9 protein-coding genes are annotated in these 11,899 nt (G+C 52.7%); 3 read left to right on the top strand and 6 right to left on the bottom strand.

Features of this window, described 5'->3' with window-relative positions; all coding sequences use genetic code 11:
* Positions 1-11 precede the first annotated feature (11 nt).
* Complete coding sequence (gene fadR, locus QMZ65_RS02055; protein WP_034828755.1) at positions 12-731, top strand: fatty acid metabolism transcriptional regulator FadR; 720 nt, start codon at positions 12-14, stop codon at positions 729-731.
* 37 nt (positions 732-768) lie between these two features.
* Here the strand turns inward: fadR and QMZ65_RS02050 are convergent, their stop codons facing one another.
* Positions 769-2,304 carry a SpoVR family protein gene (locus QMZ65_RS02050; protein WP_097116914.1) on the bottom strand — a complete coding sequence of 512 codons (1,536 nt, stop codon included), beginning with the start codon at positions 2,302-2,304 and terminating at the stop codon, positions 769-771.
* A 501-nt stretch (positions 2,305-2,805) separates the two neighbouring features.
* On the opposite strand from QMZ65_RS02050, the gene QMZ65_RS02045 reads away from it, so the two are divergent.
* A complete protein-coding gene (locus tag QMZ65_RS02045; RefSeq protein ID WP_034828758.1) occupies positions 2,806-4,107 on the top strand; it encodes a D-amino acid dehydrogenase in 1,302 nt (433 codons plus the stop codon).
* Positions 4,108-4,128: 21 nt separating this feature from the next.
* Complete coding sequence (dadX, locus tag QMZ65_RS02040) at positions 4,129-5,199, top strand: catabolic alanine racemase DadX (protein ID WP_283215285.1); 1,071 nt, start codon at positions 4,129-4,131, stop codon at positions 5,197-5,199.
* Here the strand turns inward: dadX and QMZ65_RS02035 are convergent.
* The 5 genes from QMZ65_RS02035 to QMZ65_RS02015 all read right to left on the bottom strand — a co-directional run bounded on the left by QMZ65_RS02035 (position 5,192) and on the right by QMZ65_RS02015 (position 11,894).
* Positions 5,192-6,385: a multidrug effflux MFS transporter gene (locus QMZ65_RS02035; RefSeq protein WP_211728428.1), complete on the bottom strand. Its 1,194-nt coding sequence runs from the start codon at positions 6,383-6,385 to the stop codon at positions 5,192-5,194. The two genes, dadX and QMZ65_RS02035, sit on opposite strands and share 8 nt — an antisense overlap.
* A gap of 118 nt (positions 6,386-6,503) precedes the next feature.
* On the bottom strand, positions 6,504-7,970 hold the full coding sequence (gene wbaP, locus QMZ65_RS02030) for an undecaprenyl-phosphate galactose phosphotransferase WbaP (RefSeq protein ID WP_058959838.1): 1,467 nt from the start codon (positions 7,968-7,970) through the stop codon (positions 6,504-6,506).
* 377 nt (positions 7,971-8,347) lie between these two features.
* On the bottom strand, positions 8,348-8,581 hold the full coding sequence (locus tag QMZ65_RS02025; RefSeq protein ID WP_034828766.1) for a DUF1480 family protein: 234 nt from the start codon (positions 8,579-8,581) through the stop codon (positions 8,348-8,350).
* 77 nt (positions 8,582-8,658) lie between these two features.
* On the bottom strand, positions 8,659-10,386 hold the full coding sequence (locus tag QMZ65_RS02020; RefSeq protein ID WP_283215284.1) for a potassium/proton antiporter: 1,728 nt from the start codon (positions 10,384-10,386) through the stop codon (positions 8,659-8,661).
* 230 nt (positions 10,387-10,616) lie between these two features.
* Positions 10,617-11,894, bottom strand: coding sequence for a YeaH/YhbH family protein (locus tag QMZ65_RS02015; RefSeq protein WP_034828771.1), 1,278 nt, complete (start codon positions 11,892-11,894; stop codon positions 10,617-10,619).
* Between the last annotated feature and the right edge of the window lie 5 nt (positions 11,895-11,899).

The raw sequence follows: 11,899 nt of genomic DNA, 5'->3' as shown, positions 1-11,899 counted from the left end.
AAATAAATGCTATGGTGATTAAGGCGCAAAGCCCCGCAGGATTTGCTGAAGAGTATATTATTGAAAGCATCTGGAACAGTCGCTTTCCGCCGGGGTCTATTCTGCCTGCTGAACGTGAGCTTTCTGAACTGATTGGCGTTACACGCACTACGCTGCGTGAAGTTTTGCAACGTCTGGCACGCGATGGATGGTTAACCATTCAACATGGTAAACCCACGCGCGTGAATGATTTCTGGGAAACCTCCGGTCTAAACATTCTCGAAACGCTTGCCCGCCTCGATCACGATAGCGTACCGCAGTTGATTGATAATCTGCTGTCGGTGCGTACCAATATCGCATCGATTTTTATTAGCCGCGCACTGCGCCATCATCCGGACAAAGCGCGCGAGGTGCTGGAAACTGCACTGAGCGAAGAGGATAAAGCAGAAGCCTACACCGAACTGGATTATCGCGTGTTCCGTGGTTTGGCCTTTGCCTCCGGTAACCCGATTTATGGTTTGATCCTGAACGGTTTGAAAGGGCTGTACACCCGCGTGGGGCGCCACTACTTCTCTAATCCCGAGGCGCGTCAGCAGGCTCGTAGCTTCTATCGTCAACTGGCGGATTTGTGCAGTGCGAATCCCACGCAGGACCAGATTGTCGATACGGTACGTGAGTATGGTCGTCGCAGTGGAGAGATCTGGCACAGCATGCAAAAAAGCATGCCCGATGATTTAGCCAGCAAGCGCTAAAAGAAAACCGGACTTTAACAGTCCGGTTTTTTTATGTTTACAGTGCGGGTCCACGTGTTGGCGAGCGGTCCAGCAGCTCAACGCTGCCATCTTCGTTCTGTTGTTCCAGAATCACATCGAAACCCCACAACCGATGCACATGCTTCAGCACTTCGCGGCGGCTTTTATCCAGAGGCGCACGTTGCTGTGGCACGTAGCGTAAGGTCAGCGAACGGTCACCGCGCAGATCCACATTATAGACCTGAATGTTAGGCTCCAGATTGCTCAGGTTGTACTGTGCTGACAGCTGCTGGCGGATGGCACGATAGCCTGCTTCGTCGTGGATCGCGGCAATTTCCAGGAAGTTATTGCGATCGTCATCCATTACCGTAAACAGGCGGAAGTCGCGCATCACTTTGGGTGACAGGAACTGGCTGATGAAACTCTCATCTTTAAACTCGCGCATGGCAAAGTGCAGCGTTTTTAGCCAGTCGGAACCCGCAATATCCGGGAACCAGTAGCGATCCTCTTCCGTCGGTGACTGGCAGATACGCTTGATATCCTGGAACATGGCGAAGCCCAAAGCATAAGGGTTTATGCCGTTATACCACTGGCTGTTATACGGTGGTTGATACACCACATTGGTGTGGCTGTGCAGGAACTCCATCATAAAACGTTCCGACACTTTCCCTTCGTCGTAGAGATGGTTGAGGATGGTGTAATGCCAGAACGTCGCCCATCCTTCGTTCATCACCTGGGTCTGTTTCTGCGGGTAGAAATACTGGCTGACCTTGCGCACGATGCGCAGCACCTCGCGTTGCCAGGACTCCAGCAGCGGGGCGTTTTTTTCCATAAAGTAGAGTAAGTTTTCCTGCGGTTCCGAAGGATAGCGCGCCGCTTCCACGTGCACAGACTCCTTCTCTTTACGCGGCAGGGTGCGCCATAAGGTGTTTACCTGGCTTTGCAGATACTCTTCACGGCTTTTTTGCCGCGCTTTCTCTTCCTGCAGCGAGATCTTTTGCGGACGTTTATAGCGATCCACGCCGTAGTTCATCAGAGCATGGCAGGAGTCGAGCAACCGCTCCACTTCTTCGACGCCATATCGCTCTTCACAATCGGTGATGTAATTACGCGCGAATAACAGGTAATCGACGATGGAGCTGGCATCGGTCCAGCTGCGGAATAAATAGTTATTTTTAAAGAAAGAGTTGTGCCCATAGCACGCGTGCGCCATCACCAGCGCCTGCATGGTCATGGTGTTCTCTTCCATTAGATAGGCAATACAAGGATTGGAGTTGATGACGATCTCGTACGCTAAGCCCTGCTGGCCATGTTTATAGCGTTGTTCGGTTTCAATGAATTTTTTACCGAACGACCAGTGGGCGTAGTTAATCGGCATACCCACGCTGGAGTAGGCATCCATCATTTGTTCGGAGGTGATGACTTCGATTTGATGCGGATAGGTATCAAGCCCATAGCTTTTCGCTACACGGTCAATTTCTGCCAGATAAACATCAAGCAGTTCAAAGGTCCAGTCGGGTCCATCACTGAGTCGTTTACTGCTCCGGGTTGGCTCGTCAAAGATTGTCGTCATAGCGCACCTCTGTTTTGCAAGCGGCAGGCAACGGAGTGTCACCTGTCACGATCGTTTAAGGCTTCATCCTGAGAAAGACAGCCCAATAAAACTGAGCGAACACTTCAATGATAGTCCACTGTCGCTTATCCGAAACCGGAACTCAATCGAATTCTTTTGGCAGAAAATCATTCAAAAATCGTCGCTTAAGTCATTACTGATGACAACTGTTGGTTTTTATCTAAGTTGCAGAATAAAGTTCTGTTTATAAGTGCATTGTATGACTGCGGCGCTTTCTCCTGAAAAAAGAGAAAAGCACTCCCTTGCGCATAATAAATTGCTGATTAATGGTTTTATGGCATAAAAAATCCTGATTTTTGCACTAGCTCATGATTTCTGTGTGCAGGAAGGTGAAAAACATGTGAAATATGTCTGTCGAATATAAGATAAGAAGTGCTGTCTGGTTATGCTGATTCAGGCAGCATTCATAGTTGATTATGCTTTTGCCGCGGCGAGGGGCTTATGCGCGTAGTGATTCTTGGAAGTGGTGTCGTGGGAGTGGCGAGTGCCTGGTATTTGGCGCAGGCTGGACATGAGGTGACGGTCATTGATCGCCAGCCGGGGGCAGCGCTGGAAACCAGTGCCGGCAACGCTGGCCAGATCTCTCCAGGTTATGCGGCGCCCTGGGCGGCACCGGGCGTGCCACTGAAAGCGGTAAAATGGATGTTCCAGCGTCACGCGCCATTGGCCGTCCGCCTCGATGGCAGCAAGTTCCAGCTGGAATGGATGTGGAACATGCTGCGTAACTGTGACATGCGCCATTATCAGGAAAACAAAGGACGCATGGTACGTATCGCGGAATACAGTCGTGATTGCCTGAAAGCATTGCGCGCCTCGACCGGTATCGCCTATGAAGGCCGGCAGGGTGGCACCTTGCAGTTGTTCCGCACTCAGCAGCAGTTTGAGAGCGCCAGCAAAGATATTGCCGTGCTCAAAGAAGCCGGCGTGCCATACGAACTATTGGAAGCACACCAGCTCCACAGCGTTGAACCGGCGCTGGCCACGACCGCACACAAACTGACCGGTGGGCTGCGTTTACCGAACGATGAAACCGGAGACTGCCAGCTGTTTACGCAGCGCCTGGCCGAGATGGCAGCCGCTGCGGGTGTCACCTTCCGCTATGACACTCAGGTTGATCAACTGCTGCGTGAAGGCAATCGCATTTACGGTGTGAAGTGTGGTGATGAGGTGGTTAAAGCGGATGCCTATGTGGTGGCCTTTGGTTCCTACTCGACCGCGTTACTGAAAGATATTGTCTCAATTCCGGTTTATCCGCTTAAAGGTTATTCCCTCACCATTCCGATTAAGAATCCCGACGCTGCGCCGGTGTCCACCATCCTCGATGAGACCTACAAAGTGGCGGTCACGCGCTTTGACGATCGCATTCGCGTGGGAGGCATGGCGGAAATTGTTGGTTTTAACACCAAACTGACGCCTGCACGACGTGAAACGCTGGAGATGGTGGTCAGCGATCTCTATCCTGAAGGCGGTTTTGTTGAACAGGCCACGTTCTGGACAGGATTGCGTCCGATGACGCCGGACGGCACGCCGATTGTCGGGCGTACGCCGCTGTCCAATCTCTATCTCAACACCGGTCACGGAACGCTGGGATGGACCATGGCCTGTGGTTCCGGTCAGCTATTGGCTGATTTGATTTCCGGTCAGAAACCGGCGATTGCCGCAGACGATTTGTCAGTACTGCGCTACCTGCCGGGTTTCGAACCCCATTCATCGCCGTTGCGTAACGCTAACGCGGCGCGTTGAGACCTCAGGGAGAGCACAAGCATGTCACGTCCTACTGGCGCCACCATTAACCAACAGGCGCTGCGCCACAATCTGGCGATTGTACGGCAGGCTGCACCACAGTCGCGGGTTTGGTCAGTGGTCAAAGCCAATGCATACGGGCACGGTATCGCGCGTGTCTGGCAAAGTCTGGCAGAGACCGATGGTTTCGCGCTGTTGAATATGGAAGAAGCGATTCTGTTGCGTGAGCAGGGTTGGAAAAAACCGATTCTGTTGCTGGAAGGTTTCTTCCATGCGGAAGATTTGACGCTGATTGATCGCTATAGATTGACTACCAGCGTGCACAGCAACTGGCAGATTCAGGCGCTGGCCAAAGCTTCACTTTCTGCGCCAGTTGATATCTATCTGAAGATGAACAGCGGCATGAATCGTCTGGGTTTCCGTCCGGAACAGGTGCAGGCTGCGTGGCAGAAACTGCGTGCGTTGCCCAACGTCGGCGAGATGACGCTGATGGCGCATTTTGCGGACGCGGAAAATCCGGAAGGTCTGATCGAGCCGATGAAGCGCGTTGAACTGGCTGCCGAAGGTTTGGATTGCCTACGCTCGCTCTCCAACTCTGCTGCCACCTTGTGGCATCCAGAAGCGCACTTTGATTGGGTGCGCCCAGGCATCATTCTTTATGGCGCATCGCCGAGTGGTGACTGGCAGGACATTGCCAGTACCGGATTGCAGCCGGTAATGACCTTAAACAGTGAAATCATTGGTGTGCAGCAACTCAGTGCTGGCGATGGTGTGGGCTATGGCTATCGCTATCACGCTACGTCCTCGCAGCTTATCGGAATTGTGGCCTGTGGCTATGCCGACGGCTATCCGCGTCATGCGCCAACCGGCACGCCGGTGAGCGTCGACGGAATTCGTACCCAGACGCTGGGCGCGATATCAATGGATATGATGATGATTGACCTCGAACCGTGCCCGCAGGCCGGGATTGGTTCCAAAGTGGAACTGTGGGGCAATCAGGTGAAAATCGATGAGGTGGCGAAAGCCGCCGGCACGGTGGGTTACGAGCTGATGTGTGCGCTCGCGCCCCGTGTGCCGGTTGAGGTTATTTAAGCGCGGTCACGCTGCCGTGCATCTTCTTACTGCAGCGCCAGGCAATCAGGGCCAGCGCTGCACCTAAAAGCATCATTAAGGCCAGTGAGGATTTCTCGGCGACCGGTAACGCGACAATCATCAGGCTGCCACCTGCGCCGCAAGCCATCTGAATAAAGCCCTGCAATGCCGCGGCAACGCCGGCCTGCTGCTGATACGGCTCTAATGCGTAGCTGGTGGCGGGGCCAACGGTAAAGGCCAGTCCCGCAACCGACACCGCCACTGGAATCATATACAGCGCCCAGTGTGTCTGCCATACGGCAGGCAACAGCGTCATTCCCGCCAGCAGCAGAATGGCACCCATCAGCATGGTGACGAAGCCCATCGCCAGGCAGAAAGGGCGTCCGGCTTTACGGATGGTCTTATTCACAAACGCACTCACCAGCATGATCCAAAAGCCGTTAGCACCAAAGGCAAAGGAGAATTGCAGGGGCGTCAGACCCCCTTCCGTCATCAGCACGTGGGGTGCCAGTGACACATAAGTCAGCACCATGCCGAGCGCGCCCGCATTGGCAAAGGCGAAGGCAAGAAAACGCGGTTCACGTGCAATAGACGCGTACTGCGCCAGCGGCAATCCTTTAACTCGCAGCGTATCGGCAGGACGGGTTTCCGGCAGGCAGAACACCACGATCAAACCAATCATGGCAGCATAGCCACACAGGAACCAGAAGGGCGCACGCCAGCCATAGGCTTCAGCAAGGATGCCGCCCAGCAGTGGCGCCAGTGCCGGCACAATATTCAGTGCACCATTCAGGAAACCATAGGCGCGTGCGGCTTCATCACCGCTTAAACGATCGCGCACGCCACTGAAGGCCACCACAGCACTGCAACAGACCGCGCAGCCCTGAATCAAACGGGCGAGGAAGAACACCGGCCATACGGTGGCGGTCGCAGCCACAGCGCTACCCACGATATAGAGTGCCAGGCCAATCAGCGCAATCGGCTTACGGCCAAAATTATCCACCAAAGGTCCGGTCACCAGTTGGCCGATGCCCATCACCAGTAAGAACAGCGGAATGGTAATCTGAATCAAACTGACCGGGCTGTTCAGGCCTTCAGCGATTTGCGGCAGAGTGGGAAGGTAAAGATCGATGCCGAGCGGTGCCAGCAGCACCAGGCTTAAAAGCAGCAGGGTAAATTTTTGCATCTGAAACCAGAAACGTCCTGTTAAACAAGCGGGAAGGGTAATGACTTAGCCGGGAAAAAGAAAGGAATAAAAAAGCGATGTCTGCTGGACCAACACAGACATCGCCTCGAGGGTAGGATCAGTAAGCGCCGTCACGGCGTAACACTACGCCTGCGGTTTTGAACAGAATGGCAATATCGGTCCACAACGCCCAGTTCTTCACATACCAGGAATCGAAATAGACGCGGGTGTCGTAGTCGATGTCGTTACGACCACTCACCTGCCACAGCCCCGTCATGCCTGGTTTCGCCATCAGGTAATAATCGACATCCCCTGCGTAGCGTTCCAGCTCAGCTTCGATAACCGGACGTGGTCCCACCAGACTCATCTCACCACGAATCACATTCCACAACTGCGGCAATTCGTCGAGACTGGTTTTACGCAGAAAGCCGCCAATTTTGGTGATGCGTGGATCGTTCTTCAGTTTGAAATCACGATCCCATTCGGCACGCGCTTCTTCACTGGTCGCCAGCAGGTTTTGCAATACTTCCTGGGAGTTAGTGACCATCGAACGGAACTTCAGGCATTTAAACTTCACACCGTCTTGCCCAACGCGTTCATGTCCATAAATGGCATTGCCGCCATCACGTTTCACCATCGCACACAGCAGACCAAATACCGGGGCAAGGAACAGCAGCAACAGTGATGCCACCACGATATCGAAAGTACGCTTGAGGAAGCGGGATGAGCGTTTCGCCAGATTGTTGCTGACGCGTAGGATCATCACTTCGTGGCTGAAGATGAATGACATATCAGTGCCATACAGCGGCACACCGCGCAGGGTTGGAATCACGGAGATGGAGCGGCACTTCATTTTGGACAGGAACTTCAGCCATTTATCGCGCACCACCTGCTGTTCAAACTCAGTGGCGACGATAAATTGCGTGTTGTCGCGATCCATCGTTTGCCAGTTGATGTCTTTCCAGGTGATCACGGGTACACCATTCACGTTCTCAGGGTGGTGCTCATCTTCCAGTGAGATGAAAGCCTGGACGTTGTAGCCGAGGATTTCCTCACTCTGCAGGGCTGCATAAGCTTCCATGGCATTCTTGCCTGAACCAATGATGATGGTCTCTTTCTGCCACTGACCTGCGCGGTTAATGGCACGCTTGACCACCGCACGCATCAGCGGCAGCAGTAGCAGTGCGTAAGTCCAGCTAAACACCCAAACCATGCGCGAAAAATCCCACTTGGAGAAGGCAATCAGCGCCAAATCCAGCAGCGAGAAGACGAACAGGGTTTTAACAATCTCTTTTAACTCGAACCAGAACGGTTTGCGGTAAGTGTAATGACGCATGCGCACCCAAAACCACGCGGTGCAAAGTACAGAAAGCCCTAATTGAGCGATGAAGCGGTACTCAATCTGCTGCGGCGGAATAAAGGTGTCCAGTTCTCCCCAAATACCCTGAACGGTTGCTGCAGATAAAAACAAAGCCAGATTCAGAGCAATTAAATCCGAAAAGCTTAAAGCGACTTTTGCGATGAGATTTTTACGCAATCCGCTCCACGAGCGGGTTGCATCATTCATTACCAATGTACTTGCCATAAAACCTGCTCTCTTTTCTTAAGTAAAAGATGGCCTGACCAGAATCAAGTACGCGCTCAGGAGTTGTCCACCGAAAATAAAAAGAAATAATTTTTCAGTGCGATATAAGTCAATGCTGCCATAAGCGCTGCATGGAAAGGGCCGTTTGAGACGTGATGTACGTCACGAAAAGCTGCAGCAACGTTTAAGAGTATGCAGGAGTTATTTGACAGAGTTAATATGGAAATAGTCTTAAAAGGAAATAAATGCTGCGTGAAATAGTGAGTTAGCTAATTGAAATACATGGTTAAAACTAAAAAAAACACAGATAGAACGCTTCATTTTAAGACTGCTTTTAGGAATGACCGCCATACGAAGCGGATGGCGGCGGGGGTACATCAGGCGGGTTTTTTTAATACCCAGCGGTCTTGTTGCTTGTCATAGTGTCCGATCTGCAGATCGACGGGCTCGCCATCAATCCACGCCGGCACGCTGGTTTCATGATCCCAGCCATCGAGTTGGTAACTCAGGCCGGGGTTGGTATTGCAGGGAATGCTGATGGTATCGAGCTTTTCAGCATTCAGTTCTGCATCAACGATCTCGTAACGACCAATCTTTACCACGTGTCCCATGCGCTTCTCCCGTTTGTGCTGGGTGGAACAGTGATCATAGTCGCTCACGCGCAGTTTTGGCGTATTCGCGGTTAGGATTACTCCTTGTCTTCCATGACACGTACGCCAATTTTAACGATTTGGTTGTCCTCTTTCTCCGCCACGGTCCAGGTCAATTGGTTCCACTCCACCTGATCGCCCACCACCGGTGTACTGCCCAGCAGGCCCATCACCAGTTGACCGAGGGATTGCTGATCGTTGGTGGTTTCATCAAGTTCCAGCCCATAAATTTGCGCCACATCGCGTAAACGTGCCTCGGCATCCAGAATGAAGTCACCAAAGAAGCGTTGCTCGAGCGCGACGGGTGGAGACTGACTGAACATTTTACCCAAAGCGGGCAAATCACGTTCACGTCCAATCACACATAGCACATCGCCCTCTTTAAGGCGCGTGCTACCGTTGGGATGCATCAGCGCGTTATCGCGGAACAGGGCAGCGATGCGCGTTTCGCGTGGCATCTGCAAATCACGCAGCGCGGCTCCAATACACCATTTATCAGCACTAAGTTGGTAAACAAACTGCTCCCAGGGGTTTTCAGGGTGGATGTCCAGTCCGACGCGGCTGATAGGTGATGCAGTAGGGGGAACCACCACTTTGGCGCGTTTGGCCGCATAGCCCAGTGAGGTGCCCTGCAGCATCAACGACACGAGAACCACGAAGAAGGCGATGTTGAAGTAGAGCTTGGCGTTTTCCAGCCCGGCCATCATCGGGAACACCGCGAGGATGATGGGTACTGCGCCACGCAGGCCAACCCAACTGATAAAGATGCGTTCGCGGCCGGTAAAACCTTTAAATGGCAACAGGCCCACCAGAATTGAAAGCGGACGCGCCACCAAAATCAGCCAGAGAGATAAAATCATGGCAGGAACGGCGATATGCCACAAATCAGATGGCGTCACCAGTAAGCCGAGCACGATAAACATGCCGATCTGACTCAACCACGCCATACCATCGAAGGTTTGCAGAATACCGTGACGGTTGCGGATCGGGCTGTTACCCAGCAGATAGCCACACAGGTAAACCGCCAGAATACCGCTGCCTTCCATCACCGTCGTCAGTGCAAACACAATGATGCCGCCACTTAACGCCAGCAGGGGATAGAGACCTTGCGCCAGATTGATACGGTTAATCAGTTGCTGAAGTGCCCAGCCGCCGCCCAGCCCCAGTACAATACCGAGACCGAACTGTTGCACCAGATGTACCACAAACATCCAGCTTAAGCCTGACTGGCCTTGCTGGATCATGTCAATCAGCGTGATGGTCAGGAATACCGCCATGGGATCGTTACTGCCGGATTCAATTTCCAGCGTGGAGCTGACACGTTCGTTAAGCCCTTTATCCCCCAGCAGCGAGAAGACGGCGGCGGCATCGGTGGAACCGATAATCGCGCCAATCAGGAAACCTTGCATCAAATCGAGTTTAAAGAGCCAGGCTGCAGCCAAACCGGTCAAACCGGCGGTTATCATCACACCGACCGTGGCGAGTGATAATGCGGGCCCCAGTGCCACCTTGAATGAGCTGGCTTTGGTGCGCATGCCGCCATCCAGCAAAATAATCGCCAGCGCGAGGTTAGAAACCAGATACGCCACCGGGTAGTTGTCAAAAGCGATGCCGCCAATCCCATCAACGCCGGTCAACATGCCTAACGCAAGGAAGATTACCAGAATAGGGATGCCAAGCCGTGACGAGAATGAACTCAGAAGAATACTTGCTGCGACCAGCACGGAACCAATAATAAACAAACTGTAAATCATGCTGGCATTCAACGGCGTTCTCCTGCGGTACAAGCGGAAATGACAAACTGCGGGGGATTCACACAGACAAGGTGAAAAGATAATGCCTTATCAATAGCTTGTCAGCGCTTAATTGCATATTTTTTCAATCTGCGGAGCGCTATCCCATAGATCGTTAAAATTGTGTGAAAAATCAGCGGGGATTTCAGGCGAATGAGCGGTGGCGCGGAAAAGAAAAAGCCGGTCAATGACCGGCTTGATGTTCAGGCTTCTGCCACCTGTTTGTGGAAAAGTTCTCTAAATACTGGGTAAATGTCTTCTGGCTCGCGGATGTGCTGAATCGCGAAGTTATCAAACATGGCTTGCAGATGTTCATACTCACGCCACAGCGTCTGGTGCGCACGGCGCGTGATTTCAATGTAGCTGTAATAACGTACAACCGGCAAAATATGTTTGGCCAGAATCTCATGACATAACGGAGAGTCATCCGCCCAGTTGTCACCATCAGAGGCCTGTGCCGCATATATATTCCACTGCGCAGGGTCATAGCGCTCTTTAACCACTTCATCCATTAACTTCAATGCGCTAGAGACAATGGTGCCGCCGGTTTCCTGCGAGTAGAAGAACTCCTGCTCGTCGACTTCTTTCGCCTGCGTATGGTGACGGATATACACCACCTCCACATTTTTATAGGTTCGGCTCAGGAACAGATAGAGCAGAATATAAAAACGCTTCGCCATGTCTTTCGTGGCTTGGTCCATGGAACCGGAAACATCCATCAGGCAGAACATCACCGCCTGGCTGGAAGGCTCAGGGCGCTTCTCAAAGTTTTTGTAGCGTAAGTCGAAGGTATCAATAAAGGGTACGCGTTCAATGCGTGCCCGCAGTTCGGCAATCTCTTTGCGCAGCCGCTCCTCTTCCAGCAACTGAGCCGGTTCACTGTTCTCCACTTCCGTCAGCGTGGCTTCCAGTTCGTGCAGCATACGGCGTTTACCGGCGGTCATGGCAGTACGACGCGCCAGTGAATTTTGTAGCGAACGCACCACACTGATGTTGGCCGGTACCCCATTTGAGGTGAAGCCCGCGCGGTGCGTTTTATATTCGTTCAATTGGCGATGCTGATTTTTACGCAGATTTGGCAGGGCAAGATCTTCAAACAGCAAATCAAGATATTCATCTTTCGATATCTGGAAGACAAACTCATCCTGACCTTCACCGTCCTGACTGGCGTTGCCCTGACCGCTGCCACCGCCACCACCGCCCCCTTGTGGGCGCTCAATGCGGTCGTTCTGGACGAAATGATCGTTCCCCGGATGCACGCGATGGCGACTGCCGCCGCGTCCCTGATGGAAAATGGGCTCATTGATGTCATCGATAGGAATCGAGACAGATTCGCCACTCTCCACGTCGGTGACCGACCGCTTGTTGATGGCCTCGGAGATCGACTGCTTGATTTGCGACTTGTAACGGCGCAGGAAACGCTGCCGATTGACCGCGCTCTTGTTTTTACCGTTCAGACGCCGATCGATAAAATAGGCCATACATA

It is taken from the genome of Pantoea sp. EABMAA-21 (genome assembly GCF_030053335.1).
Taxonomy (GTDB): Bacteria; Pseudomonadota; Gammaproteobacteria; order Enterobacterales; family Enterobacteriaceae; genus Pantoea; species Pantoea communis.
This window is presented reverse-complemented; position numbering and strand designations above follow the sequence as displayed.

Coding starts and splice junctions, on each gene's coding strand:
- wbaP (WP_058959838.1), bottom strand. CDS start 7,970: ATGGCAAGTACATTGGTAATGAATGATGCAACCCGCTCGTGGAGCGGA.
- QMZ65_RS02035 (WP_211728428.1), bottom strand. CDS start 6,385: ATGCAAAAATTTACCCTGCTGCTTTTAAGCCTGGTGCTGCTGGCACCG.
- dadX (WP_283215285.1), top strand. CDS start 4,129: ATGTCACGTCCTACTGGCGCCACCATTAACCAACAGGCGCTGCGCCAC.
- fadR (WP_034828755.1), top strand. CDS start 12: ATGGTGATTAAGGCGCAAAGCCCCGCAGGATTTGCTGAAGAGTATATT.
- QMZ65_RS02045 (WP_034828758.1), top strand. CDS start 2,806: ATGCGCGTAGTGATTCTTGGAAGTGGTGTCGTGGGAGTGGCGAGTGCC.
- QMZ65_RS02015 (WP_034828771.1), bottom strand. CDS start 11,894: ATGGCCTATTTTATCGATCGGCGTCTGAACGGTAAAAACAAGAGCGCG.
- QMZ65_RS02050 (WP_097116914.1), bottom strand. CDS start 2,304: ATGACGACAATCTTTGACGAGCCAACCCGGAGCAGTAAACGACTCAGT.
- QMZ65_RS02025 (WP_034828766.1), bottom strand. CDS start 8,581: ATGGGACACGTGGTAAAGATTGGTCGTTACGAGATCGTTGATGCAGAA.